Origin of the sequence: Rhodopseudomonas sp. BR0M22, from assembly GCF_010907035.1 — a bacterium.
Classification (GTDB): Bacteria; Pseudomonadota; Alphaproteobacteria; order Rhizobiales; family Xanthobacteraceae; genus Rhodopseudomonas.
Window position 1 is genome coordinate 1 of sequence record NZ_QUMK01000018.1, and the last position, 24,622, is coordinate 24,622.

The following is a 24,622-nucleotide window of genomic DNA, read 5'->3' on the forward strand; positions in this document are numbered from 1 at the left end:
GATCTACACCCATGTGGTCGAGGAGCGGCTGAAGAGCCTGGTGCGCGACCTGCACCCGCTCGGCGAAGGCCGCTGAGTCGCGTCAGCTCTCGGAAGCTCGGCCGGTCATCCGCGACAGCACTTCGTCGCGCTTGACGAATTGATGCCAACACACCGCGGCGAGATGCAGCGCCAGCACCGCCCCCAGCACCCAGGCGCCGCGGTCGTGCAGCATTTGGCCCCATTCGGAGAGGGCATGATCGCGCGGCACCAGGCGCGGCCACTGAAACAGCCCGAACCACGGCAGCGAATAGCCGCCGGCGCCGGAGAACAGATAGCCGCTGAGCGGCATGAACAACATCAGGCCATACAGCGCCAGATGGCCGGCTCGGGCGGCGATCTCCGTCAGGTGCCCGAGCGGCCGTCGATACGGAGGCTCGCCGCTGATCAGCCGCCATGCGATGCGGACGACGAGCAGCGCCAGGATGGTGAAGCCGATCGATTTATGCAGTTCGAGCAGGCCCTGGCGCGGCTGCTGGCCCGACGGGTAGTAGGCCGCGACGATGCCGAGCCCGATCGCGGCGAAGATCAGAATGGCCATCGACCAGTGCAGCCAGCGCTGGGCGCGCCCGAACATGAAGCGATCGGTCGAATGGGGAGCGTCGTCTGAGGCAGTCATGTTGGACTTTCTGGTGAGAGCAGGGGCGGCGCTGAGCCATCAGATCGGCGGCTGAAAATCAAATTACCGACGCGTGATCGGTTCGGCCGGCAGCCGGCTAGCGATCGTGCCGGTTCTGCCGCCTGCTTCTGGCTCCCCGGCCCAAGGAGCTTCGTCGTCTGCGGTGGGGGCGGCGCTGCGGCACTTGTCCCAGCCGCTTGACTTGGCTCACGGATGGCTTGAAAAGCCGGGCGGCCATATCGGCCGCAGCTTTCCTCCCCATATCGCTCTAGTCATGTCCGGGCCCATGCGCAGCTATCTCGACTTCGAAAAGCCGGTGGCGGAACTCGATTCCAAGATCGACGAATTGCGCACGCTCGCGGCGTCCGGCAGCGACATCCACGAGGAAATCGAGAAAATCGAAGAGAAGGCGCAGCAGGCGCTGCAAGATCTCTATGCGGCGCTGACGCCGTGGCAGAAGACCCAGGTGGCGCGTCATCCGCAGCGGCCGCATTGCGTCGACTACATCGAAGGACTGATCACCGAGTTCACACCTTTGGCTGGCGACCGCAAGTTCGGCGACGACGAGGCGCTGGTCGGCGGCTTCGGCCGGTTCCGCGGCGAGAGCGTCTGCGTTATCGGCCAGGAAAAGGGCTCGACCACCGAGACCCGGCTGCGGCACAATTTCGGCATGGCGCGGCCGGAAGGCTATCGCAAGGCGGTCCGGCTGATGGAAATGGCCGATCGCTTCGATCTGCCGGTGCTGTCGCTGGTCGACACCGCGGGCGCCTATCCGGGCATCGGCGCCGAAGAGCGCGGCCAGGCCGAGGCGATCGCCCGTTCGACCGACGCCTGCCTGCAGCTCGGCGTTCCCAATGTGGCGCTGGTGATCGGCGAAGGCGGCTCCGGCGGCGCGATCGCGATCGCCACCGCCAATAAAGTTCTGATGCTGGAGCACGCGGTCTACAGCGTGATCTCGCCGGAAGCGGCGTCCTCGATCCTGTGGCGCGACGGCACCAAGGCGCAGGAAGCGGCGAATTCGATGAAGATCACCGCCCAGGACCTGCTGAAATTCGGGGTGATCGACCAGATCCTGGCCGAGCCCAAGGGCGGCGCGCATCGCGATCCGGAGGCGATGATCGCGACCGCCGGCGACGCAGTCGCTGCCGCCTTCGCGGAGCTGAAGGGCCAGGGCCGCGATGCGATCCGCGCCCAGCGCCGGCAGAAATTCCTCGATATCGGCCGCAAGCTGGCCTGATCGGGCCCGCCTGAGGCCGGCGCGGCACATTGATCAAATCTTAACCAAATCCGCACCGCTGCTCCGGGATTTGGCGCTCGGCCGCAGTTTCGCCGCGCGCCCGCGATTCAATGTTCCTTGACCATGATCTCCGGACCGCCCTGCCGCCGGCCTGATCGGCTTGCGACCCCAAGGGCTTAAGGATAATCTTGTCGGACTGCACACAGCACCAATGCGTTGGCGCGGACGTGGTGCAGAGTTTGGTAAATGCGAGCGGTCGAATCCGCCGGATCCTGCAAGATTCGGTGCCGGACAGGCCGCGCGGAAGCTGGACGGCCGAGCTGCTCGAATGTGGGGTGCGGGTTTGCCGGTCGTCGGGGGAGCTTCGTTGTGACGAAAAGCCCGCTTTTACGCGCGCTGATGCTGACTGCCGCGCTGGCCACGATGCCGATGCTCGCCGGCTGCAACAGCGATCAGATGGCGCTTGCCACCAACGCCAAGGCCAACCAGCCGGTGCCGCCGAAGCTGGTCGCGGCGATTCAGGAAAAGAACATGGACCTGCAGTCGCCCATCCTGGTGCGGCTGTTCAAGCAGGAAGCCGAGCTCGAGGTCTGGAAGCAGGACCGCACCGGCGTTTTCCAACTGCTGAAGTCCTATCCGATCTGCCGCTGGTCCGGCGACTTGGGTCCGAAGATCCGCGAAGGCGACCGGCAGGCGCCGGAGGGGTTCTATTCGATCTCGCCCGGCCAGATGAATCCGCAGTCGTCGTATTATCTGTCGTTCAACACCGGCTATCCGAACGCGTTCGACAAGTCGCTCGGTCGCACCGGCTCGCAGCTCATGGTGCACGGCGACTGCTCGTCGCGCGGCTGCTACGCAATGACGGACGAACAGATCGCCGAGATCTATGCGCTCGGTCGCGAATCGTTCTTCGGCGGCCAGCGCGCCTTCCAGCTCCAGGCGTACCCCTTCAAGATGACGCCGGTGAACTTCGCCAAGCATCGCAACAACCCGAACATGCCGTTCTGGAAGATGCTGAAGCAAGGCTACGATCATTTCGAAGTCACCCGGCAGGAGCCGAAGGTCGACTTCTGCGAGCATAAATACGTGTTCGACGCCGCGCCGCTGCCCGGCGCGACCCGGCCGCTGCAGTTCAACGCTTCGGCCAAATGCCCGGCCTACGAAGTCCGGCCCGACATCGCCGAAGCGGTGCGCGAGAAGGACAAGCAGGACAACATCAAGATCGCCGAGCTGATCGCCAAGGGAACGCCGGTGGCACGCCTCAACACCGGCATCGACGGCGGCATGAACCATGTGTTCGCCTCGAAGATCCCGGACGCATCGACCGGGCTGTCGGATTCCATCGAGGACAAGTCGCTGTCGGTCGCCTCGTTCGATCGCGCGCCGGGCACCATCCCGCCGACCGTCAATCCGCCGCGGCCGTCCGACAACCTGCTGCGCGCCGCGCCGGCCGAGCCCAGCGTCGCGGTGGCTTCGACCCCGCCGCGCGCGCACGTCGCCTCGGCCGCGAAGGACGAAATCGGCGGGCTTCTGTCCAGCCCGGCCCATCGGAGCGGTGAAGTCACGGCCTCGACCCGTCGGGCCGCCTCGGCGCCCAGCGTCTCCGGCCGGCACGAACCGGCGCCGCGCCCGCACGCGTCGGTGCCGAAGGTCAACGAAGCGAAACAGCGGCCGTCGCTGAAGCCGAGCGTCGATACGGCCGAGACCACCTCGTCTGCCGCGGCCAGACCGTCCGGGACAATCGCGGGCGGCGCGCCGGTGGTGTCGTCGAATTCGTTCGACAACCGGTTCTCGGCGTTCCGCTGAGGCGGCTCGCTCCGTCTTCGGAGAGCTATCATTCCGTCATTCCGGGGCGCAGGCGCAGCCTGCGAACCCGGAATCTCGCCGTTCGGGACACCAGCAGGATTTCAACAATCTCCGGATTCCGGGTTCGCGCAGCGTTGCTGCGCGCCCCGGAATGACGGCTGCGGGTTTGAACTTCAGACAGCAAAATGCCCGGCGCGAGGCCGGGCATTGCCGCGTGTCTTGATCGGGCCTGCGGCGGTTACGCGTAGCGGCCGTGGCAGTGCTTGTACTTCTTGCCGGAGCCGCACGGACAATCCTCGTTGCGGCCGACCTTGCCCCAGGTCTCGGGCTTGTTCGGATCGCGCGCCGCCTTGTCGGCCGGCTGCGCCGGCGCCAGGGAGACGTTGGCGAACGCCATCTCGTCCTGTCCGGTGTCGGGGTCCATCTTGTGGACCTCCATCGGCGGCAATTCCTGCGGCTGATCCGGCGGAATGATCTCGACCCGCATCAGTTGCGCCGTCACCGCCTCGCGCAAGTGAGAGCTCATCTCCTGGAAGAGATTGAAGGCTTCCGACTTGTACTCCTGCAGCGGATCGCGCTGGCCGTAGCCGCGCAGGCCGATCACCTGGCGCAGATGATCGAGCATCACCAGATGCTCGCGCCACAGATGGTCGAGCGTCTGCAGCAGGATGCTCTTCTCGGCGTAGCGCATCACGTCCGAGCCCCACTGACCGACCTTGGCGGCCATGTGCTCGTCGAACACCCGCTCCAGACGGGTGATCAGCTCCTCGTCGGCGATGCCTTCTTCCTTGGCCCATTCGTCGACCGGAATGTCGAGGCCGACGACGCGGTTGAGTTCGTCCTTCAGGCCGGTGACGTCCCACTGCTCGGCATAAGCGTGCTCGGGCACATGCTTGCCGACCAATTCCTCGATGAAGGTGTGGCGCATGTCGGTGACCGTTTCGGCCACGCTCTCTTCCTTCATCAGCTCGACGCGCTGATCGAAGATCACCTTGCGCTGGTCGTTCTGGACGTCGTCGAATTTCAGCAGGTTCTTGCGGATGTCGAAGTTGCGGGCCTCGACCTTCTGCTGTGCCTTTTCCAGCGCCTTGTTGATCCAAGGATGGATGATCGCCTCGCCTTCCTTCAGGCCGAGCCGGGTCAGCATGGTGTCGAGCTTGTCGGAGCCAAAGATCCGCATCAGGTCGTCTTCCAGCGACAGGAAGAACTTGGAGCGGCCCGGGTCGCCCTGACGGCCGGAACGACCGCGGAGCTGGTTGTCGATGCGCCGGCTCTCGTGGCGCTCGGAGCCGATGATGTACAGGCCACCGGGGCGCTTGGCGGTCTTGGCCGGCTTGTTGCCCTTGGCGGGCTCGATCTCGATCTCGTCCTCGGCTTTCAGAACGATGTCGCGGAAGCGCTCGATGTCGGCCTTGATCTCGGCGATCTTCGCAGCCTTCTCGGCTTCGTCGGTGATGTGAGCGGCTTCCTGCTGAAGCCGCATCTCCAGCGAGCCGCCGAGTTTGATGTCGGTGCCGCGGCCGGCCATGTTGGTGGCGATGGTGATTGCGCCCGGAACGCCGGCTTCGGCAACGATGTAGGCTTCCTGCTCGTGGAAGCGCGCGTTCAGCACCGCGAACAGCTTCGCTGGCTTGCCCGCGCGGGCGGCCGCGTACAGCTTTTCCATCCCCTTAGGGTCGGTGAAGTCGATCTGCTTGTAGCCGTGCTTGAGGAGATAATCGGCCAGCACCTCCGACTTCTCGATCGATGCGGTGCCGACCAGCACCGGCTGCATCCGGGCGTTGGCGCGCTCGACCTCGGCCAGGATCGCGGCGTATTTTTCCTGCTGGGTGCGATACACCTCGTCGTCCTCGTCGAGACGCGAGATCGGCAGGTTGGTCGGGATCTCGACCACTTCGAGCTTGTAGATGTCGAAGAACTCGTCGGCCTCGGTGGCCGCGGTGCCGGTCATGCCGGCGAGCTTGTCGTACATCCGGAAGTAGTTCTGGAAGGTGATCGACGCCAGCGTCTGGTTTTCCGGCTGGACCGTGACGTGTTCCTTGGCCTCCAGCGCCTGATGCAGGCCTTCCGAATAGCGGCGGCCCTGCATCATGCGGCCGGTGAACTCGTCGATGATCACCACCTCGTCGTTACGGACGATGTAGTCCTTGTCGCGCTGGAACAGGGTGTGGGCGCGCAGCGCCTGGTTGACGTGGTGCACCACCGAGACGTTCTCGACGTCGTACAGCGACTCGCCGCGAAGCTGGCCGGCGTCCTTCAGCAGTGTCTCGATCTTCTCCATGCCGGCTTCGGTCAGCGTCACGGTGCGCTGCTTCTCGTCGACCTCGTAGTCGGATTTGTCGAGGCGCGGAATGAAGGTGTCGATGGTGTTGTAGAAATCGGAGCGGTCGTCGAGCGGGCCGGAGATGATCAGCGGGGTACGGGCTTCGTCGATCAGGATCGAGTCGACTTCGTCGACGATCGCGAAATAGTGCCCGCGCTGGACCATGTCCTCCAGCCGGTACTTCATATTGTCGCGCAGATAGTCGAAGCCGTATTCGTTGTTGGTGCCGTAGGTGATGTCGCAGGCGTAAGCCGCCTGGCGCTGGGCGTCGTCCAGCCCGTGCACGATCACGCCGGTGGTCATGCCGAGGAAGCCGTAGATCTGCCCCATCCAGCCGGCGTCGCGGCTCGCGAGATAGTCGTTGACGGTGACGACGTGCACGCCCTTGCCGGCGAGTGCGTTGAGGTACACAGCCAGCGTCGCGACCAGCGTCTTGCCTTCGCCGGTCTTCATCTCGGCGATGTCGCCCTCGTGCAGCACCATGCCGCCGATCAGCTGCACGTCGAAGTGTCGCTGACCCAGCGTGCGCTTGGCGGCCTCGCGCACGGTGGCAAAAGCCGGCACCAGCAGATCGTCGAGGGTCTTGCCGGCAGCGAGCTCGGCGCGGAATTCGGCAGTACGGGCTTTCAGCGCCTCGTCGGACAGCTTGGATAGCTCCGGTTCGAGCGCATTGATCGCAGCAACCCGAGACTGGTAACCCTTGACCCTGCGGTCGTTAGCGGAGCCGAAGAGTTTGCGGGCGAGCGCGCCGATCATGCCAGCTTCCTGTTGTTGCGCTGTGACTTAGCAGCCGTGATGCCGTTCGCTCGAGCCACTATCAACTCATCGTGACGCTCGGGCACCTATCAGGATACAGGTGCGCGCGCGAAATGATTGGTAATCCAGCAATCCGAGAGCCGGCCGCCCGGGCGCGGTCGCGCGACGACCGCCCGACCCGAGCCTGTGGCGGCACAGATATGGCTGGGCCTGGGGGTTGTCAACGCGCCGACCTTTCAAGGATTTCATCATTTTGACAGAGTTTTCGCGTTGCCAAGGCACTGCGATTGGGTGACTGTCTCGCCGCCCCGACACCCCGGCTTTCAACACAAGGATTTTCCATGACACCTGCGTTCAACGCAGTCACATCCGGCCTGCGCGCCGGCCTCGTCAACGCGGCTGTGACAGGTTGTCTCGCATTTGCGCTTCTGGCGGCCCCTGCCGCGCGCGCCGAGGATGCGAACCCCGTGCTCGCCAAGGTCAACGGCGCTGAGATCCGTCAGAGCGACGTCGATCTCGCCGAGCAGGAGCTTGGGCCCAGCCTCGCCCAGCTCGATCCGGCGACCAAGAAAGAGAACGTCCTGGCCTTCCTGATCGACATGAAAATCGTCGCCAAGGCCGCCGAAGACAAGAAGATCCAGGACACGCCGGAGTTCAAGAAGCGGCTCGAATTTGCCCGTGCCCGGCTGCTGATGGACGATCTGCTCGCCGCCGAGGGCAAGGCAGGCTCCTCCGACGAGGCGATGAAGAAGGTCTATGACGAGGCCGCCAAGCAGATTTCCGGCGAACAGGAAGTCCACGCCCGTCACATCCTGGTCGAGACCGAGGACGAGGCCAAGGCCGTGGAGGCCGAGCTGAAGAAGGGCGCCGACTTCGCCGAGCTGGCGAAGACGAAGTCCAAGGATCCGGGCGCCTCCGACGGCGGCGATCTCGGCTTCTTCACCAAGGACCAGATGGTGCCGGAGTTCTCCGCCGCCGCCTTCGCGCTAGAGCCGGGCAAGATCTCCGAGCCGATCAAGACCCAGTTCGGCTGGCACATCATCAAGGTCGAGGAAAAGCGCAGCCGCAAGCCGCCGAGCTTCGATCAGGTCAAGGCGCAGATCGAGCAGTACGTCACCCGCAAGGCGCAGTCGGACTACGTTGCGAAGCTGCGCCAGAGCGCCAAGATCGAGCGCATGGACCAGCCGGCCGCGAAGCCGGATGCGGCCAAGCCGGCGGATGCGGCGAAGCCTGCCGATGCGGCCAAGCCCGCCACCCCGGCGCCGGCCAAGAAGTAAGTCTTCTCAAAGAGTTGTTGGTGAAATGGCCGGGCTCGTCCCGGCCATTTTGCTTTTCCGGCGCGCTTATCCCTCAGTCCGAAGAATGGGTTGAGTGGCAGCGAACCCATCTGATCCGTGCTGGGCCTTGATGGGTTTCGCGTGCGCTCAACCCATCCTCCGATCTACGATCCCGGCAGCTTGGCCTTCAGGGCGTAAAGCGCCTCGAGCGCCTCGCGCGGGGTCATCTCGTCGGGATGCAGCGCCTTGACCGCGTCGATCAATTGCTCGGCTTCGCTCGGCGGCGCGGCCTCGGCCGGTGCGCGGGCCGTGATGGCGAACAGCGGCAGATCGTCGATCAGCGTCTTGGGCTGGCCGCGATCGTTGGCTTCGAGCTTGGCCAGCACCGCTTTGGCCCGGTTCACCACCGAGGGCGGCAGGCCGGCCAGCTTGGCGACCTGAATGCCGTAGGAGCGGTCGGCCGAGCCCGGCAGCACCTCGTGCAGGAACACCACCTCGCCGCGCCATTCCTTCACCCGCACGGTGGCGTTGAACAGCCGCGGCAGCTTGGCCGACAGCGCGGTCAGCTCATGGTAGTGCGTGGCGAACAGCGACCGGCACTTGTTTTGTTCGTGCAGATGCTCGATCGCCGCCCAGGCGATCGACAGGCCGTCGAAGGTCGCGGTGCCGCGGCCGATCTCGTCGAGGATCACCAGCGCGCGCTCCGACGCCTGGTTGAGGATCGCGGCGGTTTCGACCATCTCGACCATGAAGGTCGAGCGGCCGCGGGCGAGGTCGTCGGCGGCGCCGACGCGCGAGAACAGCCGGTCGACGATGCCGATCCGCGCCCGGCTCGCCGGCACGAAGCTGCCGACCTGGGCCAGCAGCGCGATCAGCGCGTTCTGGCGCAGGAAGGTCGATTTACCGGCCATGTTCGGGCCGGTCAGCAGCCAGATCTGGCCGCTGGTCTGCGCCGGGCCGGGGGACAGGTCGCAGGCATTGGCGATGAACGGCTCGCCGGCCTTCTTCAGCGCCTGCTCGACCACCGGATGCCGGCCGCCCTCGATCGCGAAGGAGAGCGATTGATCGACTTCGGGGCGCACGTAATTGTCGTCGGAGGCGAGCTTGGCCAGGGCGGTAGCGACGTCGAGCAGGGCGAACGCGTGTGCGGCGGCGCGCAGGTCTTCGCCGGCGGCGTCGATCGAGGCGGCAAGTCGGTCGAAAATCTCCAGCTCGAGCCCGAGCGCGCGGTCGCCCGCATTGGCGATCTTGGCCTCGATCTCGCCGAGCTCGGCGGTGGTGAAGCGGACCTGCCCGGCCAGCGTCTGACGATGGATGAAGGTCGCGTTCAGCGGCGCCGCCATCAGCTTGTCGCCGTGCTGCGCGCTGACCTCGACGAAGTAGCCGAGCACGTTGTTGTGCCGGATTTTCAGCGCCTTGATGCCGGTGTCGTCGGCGTAACGCGCCTGCATCGACGCCACCACCAGCCGCGAGGCGTCGCGCAGCTTGCGGGTCTCGTCGAGCGCGGGCTCGAAGCCTTCGCGAACGAAACCGCCGTCGCGCTTCTGCAGCGGCAGATCGTCGGCCAGCGCGCGGCCGAGCTCGGCGCACAGCTCGCGCGACGGCCGCTGCAGCGCCGCCATCGCACCGGCGATCTCGTGCGGCGGGCTCGCGAGCTGCGCAAGCTGCACCAGCACCTCGTCGGCGGCACGGATGCCGTCCCGCAAGTTCGCCAGATCCCGCGGTCCGCCGCGGCCGAGCGAGAGCCGCGCCAGTGCGCGGGCCATGTCGGGCGCCGCCCGCAGCGAGCTGCGAATTTGTTCGCGAAGCCCGGAATCGCCCACGAAGGCTTCCACTGAGTCCAGCCGCCGGGCGATCGTGGCATCATCGGTGAGCGGCGCTGCGAGCCGCTGCGCCAGCAGCCGCGATCCGGCGGCCGTCACCGTGCAATCGATCGCGTCGAGCAGCGAACCGCGGCGTTCGCCGGCGAGTGTGCGGGTAAGTTCGAGGTTGGCGCGGGTCGCCGGGTCGATCGCCATCGTGGAGCCGGTCGCCTCGCGCGACGGCGGCGCCAATGGCGGCCGTTTGCCGAGCTGAGTGCGGTCGACATAGGTGACGCAGGCCGCTGCCGCGGTCGCCTCCAGCCGCGACAGCACGGCGAGGCCGTCCATGGTGGCGACGGCGAAGTAATCGCAGAGCCGCCGTTCGGCGGTGGCCGAATCGAACACGTCGCGGGTCAGTGGCGTGACGGCAGCCAGTTCGCGCAAGGTGGGCGCGAGCTCGGCGTCGCCGTACAGCGCATCCGGCACGATCGCCTCGTTCGGATTGATCCGGGCCAGCGTTGCGGCCAGCTCAGCGGTCGAGCACTCGGTGACGCAGAACTCTCCGGTCGAGATGTCGATCCAGGCCAGCCCGATCCGATCGGTGCCGGCCGAGCCGCGGGCACGCGCGATCGCCAGCAGATAGTTGTTGGCGCGCGCGTCGAGCAGGGTGTCTTCGGTCAGCGTGCCGGGCGTGATCAGCCGCACCACGTCGCGCCGCACCACGCTCTTGCGGGCGCGCGCCGCCGCCGGGTCTTCGGTCTGCTCGCAAACCGCGACACGGTGGCCGAGCGCAATCAAGCGGTGCAGATAGTCCTCGGAGCGTTCCACCGGCACGCCGCACATCGGAATGTCGGCGCCCAGATGCTTGCCGCGCTTGGTCAGCGTGATGCCGAGCGCCCGGGAGGCGATCTCGGCATCCTCGAAAAACAGCTCGTAGAAATCGCCCATCCGGTAGAACAGCAGCAGTCCCGGATTGGCGGCCTTGATCTCGTGATACTGCTCCATCATCGGCGACATTTTCGCCGGCGCTTCGGCGGGTGGCGCGGCGGCGGGCAGCGGAGCAATGTCGGGGCGGATGGTCATGGCCGATGCATAGCAAAATTCGCCCCTTGGTTCCTACCTCGGGCGGCGAGCCATGCACGGGTTTCAACCGCGCCCGCGGCGATCTGCGACACGTTGACCTGTTCGGCGGCGCTTCCTACAAACCGGCTTCAAGTCCGGCGCCCCAGCCCGGATCGGCAAAACAGGGAGAGTTTCGATGGCCGACGTGTTTGTCTGCGACGCGGTGCGCACTCCGATCGGCCGTTACGGCGGATCTCTCGCCAAGGTGCGGACCGACGATCTGGCCGCGGTGCCGATCAAGGCGCTGATGGCCAAGCACCCCGACATGGACTGGAGCGCGGTGGACGAGGTGTTCTTCGGCTGCGCCAATCAGGCCGGCGAGGACAATCGCAACGTCGCCCGCATGGCGGCGCTGCTCGCGGGCTTGCCGGACTCCGTGCCCGGCCAGACTCTCAACCGGCTGTGCGCCTCCGGCCTCGACGCGGTCGGAGCCGCGGGCCGTGCGATCCGCGGCGGCGAGATCGATCTGGCGATCGCCGGCGGTGTCGAGTCGATGACCCGCGCGCCGTTCGTGCAGGGCAAGGCGACCGAAGCGTTCGCCCGCACCGCCGACATCTTCGACACCACGATCGGCTGGCGTTTCATCAATCCGCTGATGAAGCAGCAATACGGCGTCGATTCGATGCCCGAGACCGGCGAGAATGTCGCCGAAGAGTTCCAGATCTCGCGCGCCGATCAGGATGCGTTCGCGATCCGCTCCCAGCAGCGTGCCGGTGCGGCGATCGCGGCCGGCTACTTCGCCGAGGAGATTGCGCCGGTGACGTATTCGGGCGGCAAGGCCGGCCCGATCACCGTCGACAAGGACGAGCATCCGCGCCCCGAAACCACGCTCGAAGGCCTCGCCAAGCTGAAGCCGATCGTGCGCAATCCGGGCACCGTCACGGCCGGCAACGCCTCCGGTGTCAATGACGGCGCCGCCGCGTTGCTGATCGCATCCGCCGCGGCGGTGAAGAAGTACGGCCTGACGCCGCGCGCCAAAATCCTCGGCCTCGCTTCGGCCGCGGTGCCGCCGCGGATCATGGGCATCGGCCCGGTGCCGGCGACCCGCAAGCTGATGGAGCGGCTCGGGCTGAAGATCAGCGACTTCGATCTGATCGAGCTGAACGAAGCGTTCGCCTCTCAGGGCATCGCCTGCATGCGCCAGCTCGGCGTCAAGGACGATGCCGACTTCGTCAATCCGCACGGCGGCGCGATCGCGCTCGGCCACCCGCTCGGCATGAGCGGCGCCCGCCTGGCGCTGACCGCGGTGCACGGCCTGGAGAAGCGCGGCGGCAAGCTCGCGCTCGCCACGATGTGCGTCGGCGTCGGCCAGGGCGTCGCGATGGCGATCGAGAAGGTGAACTAAACCACTCTGAAAGGAGGTGGCCAAAACGAGCGCCTCGGACGAGTTTGATTAGTCACTCTGGATCGACTTGATAGCCAACTGGACCGAAGTGGAATTGATACTCGACACGATTGAGGATCAATCGATTTATCCCAACGACACGAACGCGGCCGTCAGCGATCGGCCGCCCGAAGATTGCAATGTTTGGAATCGTCTTTGACCTCTCCCGATCAGCCAGTTCGGGAATTTGCCGATGAGAGATTCCAAACACTGTTTCGAAGGGCATGCCTCCGGTACGGAGCAAGCTAAAATACGACGGGTATACGATGCCATCAAACCCTGCCGTGCGTGCCGCTAGAGCAATCTTGCGCGTCAAATCATAGGAGTGCTTGCCCGCTAAGAAGAGCATATGCACCGCCATGTCTAGGCTCTCAAATTCGGTAACGTCCTTTTCGAATAGGAGACTGGTCAGATCGAGCAATCGCAGGTCGGTTGACGGCGTGAGTGTCGCTACAAACAGTTCGTCCTCGGCCGTCACCCGACACTCGTGAATGCAGACCTCCAGATCTTGAGAAGCATACATCACTTGTAAGCCTGGGGCATCCAATCGTCCGATGCCGCCGCAACCTAGCGGAGGGCTGTCGTATTCGCTTTGTTCAGCAGGCGCTTTTGGCGCTATCCGTAGCCGGTAAAATAGCTCGTCGGCTTTCAGTGGTGCCGCAGGATACTCTGTTGTAATTCTCTTCAAGATTGACGTTTGGGTGACGGGGCTACTTAAGTCCTTCAGGGGCTCAACCTCGCCAACCATCCACAATCGAGGGCCGTAATAGAAAAAGCCAACCCCCAAGACTCTTTCAATCAACCGCAAGTCGGATTCAAACCAAGGAGATGCTTCTATCTCCGTGTTCCGCTGTTGATTGAATTGAATGATCGGAGCTGCCCCGTACTCGCAACGATGTAAGGTTCCCCAAACAAAGAAACGATGCGTGAGAGCTTCAAGCTCCTCTCGACCCAGTTTTTTGCCCGACGTGGAATTGCAATTCCTGCATACGGATCGATCGTTTACTCCAAGCATCCTCGCATCAAGCTTTATTCCCTGATTCTCGAAACACTCAGAGCAAAGAAGGGGCTTCGCTCTTCGTCTGCGGAAGATGGACTGCAGGAAGCTCCCTATTCCGCCCGAATTGCTTGCCTTGTCGTGTGGAAATACCTTCCCCATAAGCAGCCTTCCATCTTCATCGCAACATTTGATGCGCTGATGCCCAGAGCCTTTTGGGCCGTTGGGCGCTGCAGGGCGGCTGAACCTATATCAGTGATTGGGAAAATAAAACACGATCGGCAGGGGGCAGCCTGATCGATTGGCTAGTGATGATTACTCCATCACCGCCGCATGATCCGCTGCGGCTTCGCCCTGCTTGCGCAGCGCTGCTTTGGTCGAGCCGATGATGATCGCCATCGGCACCGCAGCGGCGGTGAGGAACATCACCATCGCGTAGTCGTGCGAGAACGCGATGATCTGCGCCTGCATGGTGACGATCGCGTCCATCATCGCCTTGCCGGTGGTGGTCGACAGATCGATCATGCCGGTGACGTTCGGCATCTGCAGCGCGTCGTTGAACGGGTTGATGTGCTCGGTGAGGATCGCGTGCGCCGTGGTGGTGCCCGACGACAGCTTCGCGATCACCACTGAAATCCCGACCGAGCTGGCGACGTTGCGCACCAGCGTCAGCATGGCGGTGCCGTCGGTGCGGAGCTGTCCTGGCAGGGTCATGAACGCCACCGTCGACAACGGCACGAACACCAGACCGAAGCCGAAACCCTGAACGATGCTGGTGACGACGACGCTCGACACGGTGGTCTGGTCGGTCCAGGCGGTCATCACGTAAAGCGACGCGCAGGTCAGCGACAGGCCGGTGGCGATCAGGGTGCGCGCCTCGATGTGGCGCATGATCCGGCCGACGATCATCATCGCCACGAAGGTGCCGCAGCCGCGTGAGGCGAGCAGCAGGCCGGCCGTCATAATCGGATAGCCCTCGACATTTTGCAGAAACGGCGACGACAGTGCCATCGTCGAGAACAGCACCAGCCCCATCACCGTCATGAAGATGACGCCGCCGATGAAGTTGCGGTCCTTGAAGATCGCGAACTGGATGAACGGCCGCTTGGTCGTGAACGAGTGGGCGAAGAAGTAATAGAACCCGATCACCGACACGATCGACTCGATGACGATCTCGGACGAATTGAACCAGTCGAGCTGTTCGCCGCGGTCGAGCGCGAGCTGCATCGCGCCGATGCCGACCGCCAGCGCGGCAAAGCCGAACCAGTCGAATTTGAGCTCCTGGTTCTGGTCGGTCTCCTCCATGAAAAGCGCCAGGCCCAGCACCGTGATGGCGCCGAACGGCAGATTGACGAAGAACACCCAGTGCCAGGAGTAGGTTTCGGTCAGCCAGGCGCCGAGGGACGGGCCCATGATCGGCCCCATCATCACGCCCATGCCCCAGATCGACATCGCCTTGGCGCGCTCGTGCAGCGCGTAGCTGTCCAGCATCACCGCCTGCGACAGCGGCACCAGCGCCGCGCCGAACACGCCCTGCAGCAGCCGGAACGCCACCATCTGGGTGATGTCCTGGGCAAGGCCGCACATCACCGATGCGGCGGTGAAGCCGGCCGCGCAGATGATGAAGATGCGCTTGCGCCCGAACCGGTTGGCGATCCAGCCGACCGGCGCCGTCATGATCGCGGCCGCCACGATATAGGACGTCAGCACCCAGTTGATCTGGTCCTGCGATGCCGACAGCGAGCCTTGCATATAGGGTAGCGCCACGTTGGCGATGGTGGTGTCGAGCGCCTGCATGATCGTCGCGGTCATGGCGCAGATCGTCACCATGTTGCGGCGGAAGCCCGGAACCGCAGACGAATGAGCGGCGCTCGACATCGCTTACCTGGCCTCGTGCGCGTCGTCGTCAGCCTGCGCGGCCTTGGCGGGGCCGAAGCCGAGCAGGCCCGCCAGCGAACGCCGGTGATTGGTGTCGATCGACACGTTCACGCTCATGCCCGCCTTCAACCGGCGCACCATCGCGTCGGTTTCGTCGAACGCGATCCGCAGCGGCACGCGCTGCACCACCTTGACGAAATTGCCGGTGGCGTTCTGCGGCGGCAGCACGGCGAATTGCGCGCCGGTGCCCGGCGAGAGCGACGTCACTCGGCCCTTGAAGGCATGATCGGGGAAGGCATCGACGTCCAGCGTCACGGTCTGCCCCACCGCCACATATGTGAAATCGCTTTCCTTCGGATTGGCATCGACCCAAGGATGCGAGGTGTCGATGACGCTGAACACCGGCGTTCCGGCGGCGACGAAGCGGCCGAGCTGAATGTTGTCGACCTGGGTGGCGGTGCCGCGCATCGGCGCCCGCACCGTCGCCAGGCGGAGGTTGCGCTCGGCGTCCTCGAGCGCCGCTTTGGCCTGGGCATAGGCGGGGAATTTCTCCAGCGGCAGGGCGGGGTCGCCGAGCAACTGGTTGAGGGCCGTCGACTGCTGTTGCTTGACGAGCTGCAACTGCGCCTGCGCGGTCACCAGCGCGGCGGTGGAGTTGTCGAGATCGAGTTGCGAGCCGGCACGGCTCTGCACCAGCGAGGTCTTGCGTTCGACGTCACGCTGCTTCAACGCGATGCCGGCATCCACCAGATCGACCGTTTTGCCGTACAGCTCGACGTTGGCGACGAGGTTGTCGTGGCTGGTCTTGGCGTCCGCCAGCTTGGCCTGGGCCTGGGCCACAGCGAGGCGGAACGGCACCGGATCGATCTGGAACAGCTCGTCGCCGGGCTCGACATGCTGGCCTTCCTTGACGGTGACCTTGACGATCTTGCCTGCGACGTCCGGCGTGATCAGCACCTTCTGGGCGCCCACATAGGCGTCGTCGGTGGTGACGTAGCGACCGCCTTCCAGATAGAAGGTGATGCCGCCGATCAGCGCCAGCAGCGGCAGCACGATCAGCAGCAGCGGCCGGCGATAGCGACGCAGCGCGCCGCCGACACCGCTACGCGGTCCCGAGCCGGCGGTGGCGGCCGGATCGGTCGCGGGTTCCTTCTGCTCGGTCGGAAATTTCAGGGCCGGTTCAGCCATAGCGCTCTTCCCGTCTTGTCTCTTCGCGTTGGCAGTGGTGCTGGAGGGCGCCACGCAAATTCTCTTTGATGATCTGCATCTGCCGCAGCAGGCGCTGCGCATCGTCCGGCGTGAGGCCGGCGAGCGCGGTGGCGGTGAGTTCGGCGCGGAGTTCGGCCAGCTTGCCGAGCAGCGGCCGGGCCGCCTCGCGCAGGTGCAGCCGCTTGCAGCGCCGGTCGGTGTCGTCGCTCCGGCGTTCAAGCCAACCGTTGTCGCACAGCTTGTCGATCAGCCGGGTCAGCGTGATCGGCTGCAGTTCCATCTGCTCGGCGAGTTCGGACTGCTTCAGCCCCTCGGCGCGCTCCACCTTCGCCAGCACCGCCCATTGGGCACGCGTGATGCCGTGCCGCGACGCCTGCTTGTCCGCATAGGCGCGGATCAGCCGCTGCACTTCGGCAAACACGAAAATGATGTTCTGGTCGCCCGGACCGTTGGACATTGGGGCAATCTCCTAAGCATCCGATAAAATAAGCTAGCTTATTATTTCACAAGATGGGAAGTCGCATATGTCCGATCCAGTTGCGCATGCCTCCCAGGTGCCGGTGGCTTGCGAGACGAGACTGAATCCCCAGTGTAGGATGGGCCAACGAAGCATGAGCCGGCTTGGCGCCGGCAAGTGAGTGGTGACGTTCGATGACCGCACTGAAGCCGACCTTCCCCGCGCCGGGGCACGACCACGAGCGTTGCTCGGCCGAGGGGTTGGAGCACGCGGAGCGCGTCTGTGCCGATCGATCGCAGAATCTGACCCCGATCCGCCGGCAGGTGCTGCGTGCGCTGCTGTCGAGCCATCGGCCGCTCGGCGCCTATGAGCTGATCGACGAGCTAGCGCGGGTGATGCCGCGGCCGGCGCCGATCACGGTGTATCGGGCGCTGGATTTTCTGATGCAGAATGGCCTCGTTCACCGGATCGAGAGTCGCAATGCGTTTCTCGCCTGCGGCCACGACCACGACGACGCGGCGACCGTTGCGTTCCTTATCTGCGAATGCTGCGGCTCGGTGGCCGAGGTCCCCGCCTCCGAAGTGACGCAGCGTCTCAACGAAGCCGCGCGTCAGACCGGCTTCACACCGAAGATGTCGGTGGTCGAGATCACCGGCTTGTGCGGCCATTGCCAAGCCGCCTGACGCGGTTTACGCCTTGATCCATGGGAGGAGCGTGGCGCGCCAGCGCCCGCCACAACACGGCGAAAAGCCGGAGGCACCATGTCGATCAAGACGTTACGCCCGACCAGGGCGATTTCCTCGAACCCAATCACTCTGCCCGCACGACCGCTGCGGTGAGCGGCACCATGGGGCGTCCGCTGAGCGCCGGCGCGATCGCGCTGATGCTGGTGTGCTGCTTCAGCTGGGGCTTCAACCAGATCGCCGTGAAGCTGGTGCTGCCGGAAATCCCGCCTTTCCTGCAGGCCGGAATCCGCTCCAGCGTCGGCATGGTGGTGCTGCTGATCATCGCCTGGGCTCGCGGCGTCAAGCTGTTCCAGCGCGACGGCACGCTGAAGGCCGGGCTGTTCGCCGGCCTACTGTTCGGGCTCGAATTCGTGCTGATCTATCGCGGCCTGATGCTCACCACTGCGACCCGCGGCGTGGTCTTCCTGTACACCGCCCCGTTCATCGTGGCGCTCGGCTCCTACCACTTCCTCGGCGAGCGCCTGAGCGCCCTGCAATGGTCCGGATTGGCGCTGAGCTTCGCCGGCGTCGCGCTGGCGATCGGCGTGCCGCAGCCCGACGTCGACGCCAAAGTGCTGCTCGGCGACCTGATGCTGGTCGGCGGCGGCGCGCTGTGGGGGGCCACCACCCTGATCGTCAAGGCCAGCCGGCTGCAGAAGGCCCCGGCCGAGAAGGGGCTGGCCTACCAGATCGCGGTCTCGATTCCGCTGCTGTTCGGCGCGGCCCTGATTTCAGGCGAATCCATCGCCAAAATGCCGAGCCCTGGCGCCATCACCCTGATGGCCTACCAGTCGGTTTGGGTGGTCGGCCTGACCTTTTTGCTCTGGTTCAGCCTGGTGAAGACCTATTCGGCCAGCAAATTGTCGGCTTTTTCATTCATTACCCCTTTATTCGGGGTGGTGGCGGGCTATGTCATCATGCACGACCCGCTGACCCCGGCCTTCGGCTTCGCGGCGCTGCTGGTGATTGCCGGCCTGTACCTCGTCAACCGCCCGGCGAAGACCGCTTGAGGCCGCCATGGCCGGGTTCCTGCGCCGATTGATCGATTGCTGAATGTCATCGAAACCTGATATTTGGACCCCATGAACAAGCTCGAAAATCCGCTGCTGAACGACGTCGCCGGCCCCGCGCCGCGGCATAAAACCACCCAGGTCATGGTCGGCGACATCGCCGTCGGCGGCGGCGCGCCGATCGTCGTGCAGTCGATGACCAACACCGACACGGCGGATATCGAGGGCACCATCAAGCAGGTCGCGGCGCTGGCTCGGGCCGGCTCCGAAATGGTCCGGATCACCGTCGACCGCGAGGAGGCCGCCGCGGCCGTTCCGCACATCCGCGACGGTCTGCGCAAGCTCGGCCTGACCACGCCGCTGATCGGCGACTTCCATTACATCGGCCACAAGCTGCTGGCCGAATACCCGGCCTGCGCCGAGGCGCTCGACAAGTACCGGATCAATCCCGGCAATGTCGGCTTCAAGGCCAAGCGCGACACCCAGTTCGCCGACATCGTCGAGATTGCGATCAAGAACAACAAGGCGGTCCGGATCGGCGCCAATTGGGGCTCGCTCGACCAGGAGCTGCTGACCCGGCTGATGGACGAGAACGCCGCCAGCGCCAATCCGCGCGACGTCCGCGCCGTCACCCGTGAGGCGATGGTGCAGTCGGCGCTACTGTCGGCCGCCCGCGCCGAAGAGATCGGCCTGCCGAAGAACAAAATGGTGCTGTCCGCCAAGGTGTCGGCGGTTCAGGACCTGATTGCCGTGTATCAGGATCTCGCCTCGCGCTCCGACTATGCGATCCATCTCGGCCTCACCGAAGCCGGCATGGGCTCGAAGGGCATTGTGGCGTCGTCCGCCGCGCTCGGCATCCTGCTGCAGCAGGGTATCGGCGACACCATCCGGATTTCGCTGACGCCCGAGCCCGGCGGCGATCGCACCAAGGAGGTGCAGGTCGCGCAGGAACTGCTGCAGACCATGGGCTTCCGCACCTTCGTGCCGCTGGTGGCGGCGTGCCCCGGCTGCGGCCGCACCACCTCGACCACGTTCCAGGAGCTGGCGCGTTCGATCCAGGACTTCATCCGCGACGAGATGCCGGAATGGCGAAGCCGCTATCCGGGCGTCGAGAACCTCAACGTCGCGGTGATGGGCTGCATCGTCAACGGCCCGGGCGAAAGCAAGCACGCCAATATCGGCATCTCGCTGCCCGGCACCGGCGAAACTCCGGCCGCCCCGGTGTTCGTCGACGGCGAGAAATTCCGCACCCTGCGCGGCGAGAATATCGCGGCCGACTTCAAGGCGCTGGTGATCGACTACATCGAACAGCGCTACGCCGCGACGCCGAAGCCCGGCGCCGCCCAGATGGTGCCGGCAGCGGAGTAAGTCCGCCGCGGCACATCCTCTCATTCGGAACGAGTGGGATCGCGTCTTGCGGTGTTGCGGACGCTGAGGATGACGACTTCATCCTTGGCTTCGTCCACCTTGTGAAAGATCACGAACGGATAGCGGACCACGGATAGCGCACGGACGGTCGTCAGATCGGTCTTGTGGCCGGCCAGAGGAAACTCGCCCAAGAGGCGAGTTCGCTCCCAAATCAGGTTCGCAACCGCTCGGGCGGCGGATGCGTTGCGCTCAGCAATGAACGATAGGATCTCGTCGAGTTCGTGGACCGCGTTCTCGGACCAGCGAACCTTCATGCCCGAAAGCGATTGAACAGCGCGGCCACAGTTTCATCACTGGCAAGCCGGCTCTCTCGAAGGTCCGCCAAGCCGCGTTCGACGGCAATCCGATCACCATCGCTCAACCGGTAAACGAGATCGTGGCGGGACTCGATTTCGGCGATGGAGTTCAGCAGATCCTGCTGGGCGGCCGAAGGCCACGCCGCGACCCGGTCGAGCAATAGTTCCAGCTCAGGTTTCATCATGGCTGCAGATTAGCACGATTTCGACGTTCCGGCAGAAGCTAAGCCGGGCAAGGTCACTGGAGGACGCCCTTACAGCGGCCCCGGCGCCGCCTCGCGGTTCGCGAGGCTCGCCTCTTCGAGGTCGAGGTCGCGCTCGATCCGGCGTCGCGCCTCGTCGGTGATCTTGCCGGCGCGGAGCTGGGCGTGGATGAATTTGCGCTCGACCGCGATCAGCTCGCGCACCAGAGCGATGCCGACCGCGGAGGCCTCATGGTCCGGCGAGCCGATCGGATCGGGCAGCAGGCTGGCGCGGGTCTGGTGCCTTGCGTGCAGCAGCTTGAGCACCTCGTCGGTCAGTTCGCGATTGTCGGTGATCTTCTTCAGCGAAGCCTGCGCGGCGGCCAGCGCTTCGCGCCGCGCGACGATCTCGTCGTCGTGTTCGGCGATCTGCTCCCGATGGCCGACATGGGTGATGCCGAGCAGCCTCACCACCGCAGGCAGCGTCAGGCCGAGCCCCACCAGGGTGATCAGGATCACCCCGAAGGTGACGAACAAAATCAGATCGCGATAGGGGAATGTCTCGCCGCCCTGCAGCGCATAAGGCAGCGCCAGCGCGGCGGCGAGCGACACCGCGCCGCGCACGCCGGTGAATCCGATCACGAACACCGTGCGCCACGACGGGTAGGGATCGCGCGCCCGCAAGCTGCGGCTGAGAAGCCGCGGCAGATAGAACGCCGGATACACCCAGACGAAGCGTGCGGCGATCACGATCGCGGCGACCAGCAGCGTGGCTGTGAGGATGTCGCCGAAGGCGAACTCCTTGGACCGTTCCAGCAGCGCGCGGAGCTGGAAGCCGGTGAGCAGAAACAGCATTCCTTCGATCAGGTAGATCACCAGGTCCCAGAAGAAGATGCCCTGCAGCCGAGTCGCCGCCGAGATCAGCAAGGGGCCGTTCCACGAGATGTAGAGCCCGCAGGCGACGGTGGCGATCACGCCCGATCCGCCATGGTGTTCTGGAATCCAATAGGCGATGTAGGGCGTCAGCAGCGACAGCGTGATCTCGATCTGCGGATCGCGCACCCAATGCCGTAGTCGCAGGCTGAGCCAGCCGACCGCCACGCCGAAGGCAAGTTCGCCGGCCATGATCGCCACGAAGGTTCCGGACGCCTTGGTCAGCGAGAATGCGCCGGTCATGATCGCCGCCACCGCGAAACGGTAAAGGATCAGCGCGGTGGCATCGTTGGCGAGCCCTTCGCCCTCCAGTACCACCACGATCCGGCGTGGCAGGCCGAGCTTGCGGGCGATCGCGAGCGGCGCCACCACATCCGGTGGTGCGACGATTGCACCGAGCAAAAACCCGACCGGCCAGGGCAGCCCGATCAGATAGTGCGACGCGGCCGCGACCGCGCATGCGGTAAAGATCACACAGCCGATCGCGAGCAGGCCGATCGCCCGCAGGTTGGCGCAGAACTCGCGCCAGCTCATGGCCACGCTCGCCGAATAGATCAGCGGCGGCAGCACCAACAGCAGGATCAGATCTGGCGGCAGTTCGATCGCCGGCATGCCGGGAATGAACGCCAGCGTGATGCCGGCGATCAGCAGCAGGATCGCCGGTGCGATATTCACCCGCCGGGCCAGCAGCGCCGTTCCGGCCAGCACCGCGAGCAGCGTGAGAAAGATCTGAAACTTGGCTTCCACGTCACCACGCTGAATTCGTGTGGGCTCGCCGGCAAATGCTTGCATCGCTCGGATGCTGCGGGCGGTCAAGCGGTGTCCGAATGCCCTTCGGAGCCAGCACTCGTAGGATTACGTGCGACTTTCGTCTCAAACCCGTGCCGACCAACTAACCAGCGATTCACCGTCGCTGTGACGGTCTGGTTGTAATTATGCTTTTGGCAATACTCCCCGCGTTTTGTTCAAGGTTATGGGGGTAGTCTCGGTCATCAGAACGGTTGATCTGTTGGAGCCACCGGCGTGCGGCAACGCGCCGGGGGCTGCGGACGATCACGACCTGTCGCAGGGCAAAGCTCGGCTGACGCTGGCGGCGTTCATGGCGATCGATATCGGGCTCGCGCTGATCTCGCCGGAGGGCGAGATCGTGATGACCAATCCGACGTTCGATCTCGCCTTTGGTACGATTCCGTCCAAGCAGCTGCTGTCGCGGTTCGGCTTCGACCCCAGCTACGACGGCGGCAAGGCGTCGCGCCCGATCATTTTCCCGGACGAACGGATCTACTGGATCGACATCACGGGATTTCCCGACGGCTGGCTGATCAGCGCCGCCGATATCAGCGAGCGCCTGCGCCAGGGCATCGCCGGTGTCGAGCTGTCGCGCATCGATCGGCTCACCCAATTGGCGAACCGCCTGGTGTTTCACGAGCGGCTCGCCGATCTGCTGACGCAGCCGGCGGACGTTCGTTGCGACGCCGCGGTGCTGACCATCGATCTCGATCGCTTCAAGGCGATCAACGACACGCTCGGGCGCACCATCGGCGATGCGCTGCTGTGTCTGGTGGCCAAGCGCATCAGCTCGGCGCTGGCGCCGAGCGACGTGCTGGCCCGGCTCGACGCCGACGAGTTCGGCGTGATCCAGATGGGGCGAGATCAGCCGGAAGCCTCGGTGACCCTGGCCAAACGTCTGGTCGACTTGCTCAGCCGGCCGTATCTGCTCGAAGGCCAGCTCATCAATGTCAGTGCTTTCGTCGGCATCGCGCTGCTCGACGACGCCGACATCGACGTCGACGGGGTGCTGAAGAACGCCGATTTGGCGCTGCATCGCGCCAAGCAGGAACGCTACGCCGGATATCGCGTGTTCGAATCCGCGATGGACGAGAGCATGCGGGCGCGGCGGGCGCTGGAGACCGATCTGCGCCGCGCTCTGGCGCTGCGCGAGTTCTCGCTGGTGTATCAGCCGCAGGTCAATCTGCAGAGCCGCCGGGTGGCCGGCTTCGAGGCGTTGCTGCGCTGGCGCTGCCCGACGCGCGGTCCGGTGTCGCCGCTCGATTTCATTCCGATTGCGGAAGAAACCGGGATCATCGGTCCGATCGGCGAATGGGTGCTGCGCACCGCCTGCCGGGATGCTGCAAGCTGGCCGGGCGACTACATGGTCGCGGTCAACATTTCGGCGATCCAGTTTGCCAACCGGTCGCTGGTGGCGACCGTGGTGTCGGCGCTCGCCGACAGCGGGCTCGATCCGCGGCGACTGGAGCTCGAGATCACCGAAAGCGTGATGCTCGATTCGCGAGGAAATGCGCTCGGCGTGCTGCAGCAGCTTCGCGGACTGGGTGTCCGGGTATCGCTCGACGATTTCGGAACCGGCTATTCGTCGCTCGGCTATCTGCGCAGCTTTCCGTTCGACAAGATCAAGATCGATCAGTCGTTTGTGCGCGAAGCCTCCGAGGATCCCGGTAACCGCGCGATCGTCCGCGCAATCGCCTCGCTCGGCGCCAGCCTTGGCATGGCGACGGTTGCCGAAGGGGTCGAAACCGAAGATCAGCTCGCGCGGGTCGCAGCCGACGGCTGCACCGACGTGCAGGGCTATCTGATCAGCCGGCCGATCCCTCCGGGAGAGATCGAGCATTTTCTCGCCGAGAGCCGCAACGTGATCGACGCGGCGACGGAAGTCAGTCTCTGACCGGGAGCATCGCAGATGTCGAGCGAGCTGTATCGCTGCGTGTACTACAGTAGAAACCTGATTGCCGGAGGGCCGGCGCGAATCGCCGAGGAGATCGAGTCGATCCTGGCGGCCGCGCGCCGCAACAACCCGCGGCTCTCGATCACCGGCGCCTTGCTGTTCAACCGCGGTCTTTTCGCCCAGGTGCTCGAAGGGCCGTGCGAGTCGGTGGAAACGCTGTTCGAAAAGATCCTGCGCGACGAGCGCCACGGCGACATTCAGGTGCTCGCTTTCACCGCCTCGTCCGGGCGGCTGTTCAGCAACTGGTCGATGGCGTTTCTCGGCCGCTCGCGCGAGGACGAAAACCTGTTCGGTCATATCGGCCGGCAGACCGGGTTCAGTACCGAGCGGATCGCGGGCGATCGTCTGCTCGAGATCGTCCGCCATCTCGCTTACGAAGAAGAAGCTCGCGCGGCCTGA

20 protein-coding genes are annotated in these 24,622 nt (G+C 65.0%); 10 read left to right on the top strand and 10 right to left on the bottom strand.

The window, feature by feature from the left end:
* Window positions 1-82 precede the first annotated feature (82 nt).
* Window positions 83-658 carry a cytochrome b gene (locus DY468_RS07795; RefSeq protein ID WP_164603956.1) on the bottom strand — a complete coding sequence of 192 codons (576 nt, stop codon included), beginning with the start codon at window positions 656-658 and terminating at the stop codon, window positions 83-85.
* A gap of 274 nt (window positions 659-932) precedes the next feature.
* On the opposite strand from DY468_RS07795, the gene DY468_RS07800 reads away from it, so the two are divergent.
* Both DY468_RS07800 and DY468_RS07805 read left to right on the top strand, forming a co-directional pair.
* Window positions 933-1,895 (top strand): acetyl-CoA carboxylase carboxyltransferase subunit alpha, encoded by a 963-nt coding sequence (locus DY468_RS07800; protein ID WP_164603958.1) that lies wholly within the window; start codon window positions 933-935, stop codon window positions 1,893-1,895.
* Between the two features lie 369 nt (window positions 1,896-2,264).
* The gene (locus tag DY468_RS07805; RefSeq protein WP_164603960.1) at window positions 2,265-3,701 is read left to right on the top strand and encodes a L,D-transpeptidase family protein; all 1,437 of its coding nucleotides are present in this window, start codon (window positions 2,265-2,267) and stop codon (window positions 3,699-3,701) included.
* A gap of 238 nt (window positions 3,702-3,939) precedes the next feature.
* Here DY468_RS07805 and secA read toward each other — a convergent pair whose 3' ends face one another.
* Window positions 3,940-6,780 carry a preprotein translocase subunit SecA gene (gene secA, locus DY468_RS07810; protein WP_164603962.1) on the bottom strand — a complete coding sequence of 947 codons (2,841 nt, stop codon included), beginning with the start codon at window positions 6,778-6,780 and terminating at the stop codon, window positions 3,940-3,942.
* Window positions 6,781-7,121: 341 nt separating this feature from the next.
* Here secA and DY468_RS07815 point away from each other — a divergent pair, with 341 nt between their 5' ends.
* Complete coding sequence (locus tag DY468_RS07815) at window positions 7,122-8,057, top strand: peptidylprolyl isomerase (protein ID WP_164603964.1); 936 nt, start codon at window positions 7,122-7,124, stop codon at window positions 8,055-8,057.
* Window positions 8,058-8,221: 164 nt separating this feature from the next.
* Here DY468_RS07815 and mutS read toward each other — a convergent pair whose 3' ends face one another.
* On the bottom strand, window positions 8,222-10,942 hold the full coding sequence (gene mutS, locus DY468_RS07820) for a DNA mismatch repair protein MutS (protein ID WP_164603966.1): 2,721 nt from the start codon (window positions 10,940-10,942) through the stop codon (window positions 8,222-8,224).
* 175 nt (window positions 10,943-11,117) lie between these two features.
* On the opposite strand from mutS, the gene pcaF reads away from it, so the two are divergent.
* Complete coding sequence (gene pcaF, locus DY468_RS07825; protein ID WP_164603968.1) at window positions 11,118-12,326, top strand: 3-oxoadipyl-CoA thiolase; 1,209 nt, start codon at window positions 11,118-11,120, stop codon at window positions 12,324-12,326.
* A gap of 52 nt (window positions 12,327-12,378) precedes the next feature.
* Here the strand turns inward: pcaF and DY468_RS07830 are convergent, their stop codons facing one another.
* Window positions 12,379-13,113 (bottom strand): RES family NAD+ phosphorylase, encoded by a 735-nt coding sequence (locus DY468_RS07830; RefSeq protein ID WP_246700916.1) that lies wholly within the window; start codon window positions 13,111-13,113, stop codon window positions 12,379-12,381.
* Between the two features lie 174 nt (window positions 13,114-13,287).
* Here DY468_RS07830 and DY468_RS07835 point away from each other — a divergent pair, with 174 nt between their 5' ends.
* Window positions 13,288-13,659 (top strand): hypothetical protein, encoded by a 372-nt coding sequence (locus tag DY468_RS07835; protein WP_164603954.1) that lies wholly within the window; start codon window positions 13,288-13,290, stop codon window positions 13,657-13,659.
* An 18-nt stretch (window positions 13,660-13,677) separates the two neighbouring features.
* Here the strand turns inward: DY468_RS07835 and DY468_RS07840 are convergent, their stop codons facing one another.
* From DY468_RS07840 to DY468_RS07850, 3 genes are read right to left on the bottom strand one after another with little or no spacing between them, the layout of a single operon-like run.
* Entirely contained in the window at window positions 13,678-15,240 is a 1,563-nt protein-coding gene (locus tag DY468_RS07840; RefSeq protein ID WP_164603970.1) for a DHA2 family efflux MFS transporter permease subunit, read from the bottom strand.
* 3 nt (window positions 15,241-15,243) lie between these two features.
* Window positions 15,244-16,428, bottom strand: coding sequence for an HlyD family secretion protein (locus DY468_RS07845; RefSeq protein ID WP_164603972.1), 1,185 nt, complete (start codon window positions 16,426-16,428; stop codon window positions 15,244-15,246).
* Window positions 16,421-16,906, bottom strand: coding sequence for a MarR family winged helix-turn-helix transcriptional regulator (locus tag DY468_RS07850; RefSeq protein ID WP_164603973.1), 486 nt, complete (start codon window positions 16,904-16,906; stop codon window positions 16,421-16,423). Before DY468_RS07850 ends, DY468_RS07845 begins: the two co-directional genes overlap by 8 nt.
* 194 nt (window positions 16,907-17,100) lie before the next feature.
* On the opposite strand from DY468_RS07850, the gene DY468_RS07855 reads away from it, so the two are divergent.
* The 3 genes from DY468_RS07855 to ispG all read left to right on the top strand — a co-directional run bounded on the left by DY468_RS07855 (window position 17,101) and on the right by ispG (window position 20,009).
* A complete protein-coding gene (locus tag DY468_RS07855) occupies window positions 17,101-17,589 on the top strand; it encodes a Fur family transcriptional regulator (RefSeq protein ID WP_164603976.1) in 489 nt (162 codons plus the stop codon).
* A gap of 164 nt (window positions 17,590-17,753) precedes the next feature.
* Window positions 17,754-18,641, top strand: a complete 888-nt coding sequence (locus DY468_RS07860) for a DMT family transporter (RefSeq protein ID WP_164603978.1) — start codon at window positions 17,754-17,756, stop codon at window positions 18,639-18,641.
* A 72-nt stretch (window positions 18,642-18,713) separates the two neighbouring features.
* On the top strand, window positions 18,714-20,009 hold the full coding sequence (gene ispG / locus DY468_RS07865) for a flavodoxin-dependent (E)-4-hydroxy-3-methylbut-2-enyl-diphosphate synthase (protein WP_164603980.1): 1,296 nt from the start codon (window positions 18,714-18,716) through the stop codon (window positions 20,007-20,009).
* A 20-nt stretch (window positions 20,010-20,029) separates the two neighbouring features.
* Here ispG and DY468_RS07870 read toward each other — a convergent pair whose 3' ends face one another.
* The 3 genes from DY468_RS07870 to DY468_RS07880 form a co-directional block, all read right to left on the bottom strand.
* Window positions 20,030-20,323, bottom strand: coding sequence for a type II toxin-antitoxin system RelE/ParE family toxin (locus DY468_RS07870; RefSeq protein WP_164603982.1), 294 nt, complete (start codon window positions 20,321-20,323; stop codon window positions 20,030-20,032).
* Window positions 20,320-20,547 (bottom strand): hypothetical protein, encoded by a 228-nt coding sequence (locus tag DY468_RS07875; RefSeq protein WP_164603984.1) that lies wholly within the window; start codon window positions 20,545-20,547, stop codon window positions 20,320-20,322. The genes DY468_RS07870 and DY468_RS07875 overlap by 4 nt, the downstream gene beginning before the upstream one ends.
* A 72-nt stretch (window positions 20,548-20,619) precedes the next feature.
* Entirely contained in the window at window positions 20,620-22,272 is a 1,653-nt protein-coding gene (locus tag DY468_RS07880) for a Na+/H+ antiporter (protein ID WP_164603986.1), read from the bottom strand.
* 307 nt (window positions 22,273-22,579) lie between these two features.
* Here DY468_RS07880 and DY468_RS07885 point away from each other — a divergent pair, with 307 nt between their 5' ends.
* Window positions 22,580-24,163, top strand: a complete 1,584-nt coding sequence (locus DY468_RS07885; protein WP_502706215.1) for a putative bifunctional diguanylate cyclase/phosphodiesterase — start codon at window positions 22,580-22,582, stop codon at window positions 24,161-24,163.
* 15 nt (window positions 24,164-24,178) lie between these two features.
* Window positions 24,179-24,622, top strand: a complete 444-nt coding sequence (locus tag DY468_RS07890) for a BLUF domain-containing protein (protein WP_164603990.1) — start codon at window positions 24,179-24,181, stop codon at window positions 24,620-24,622.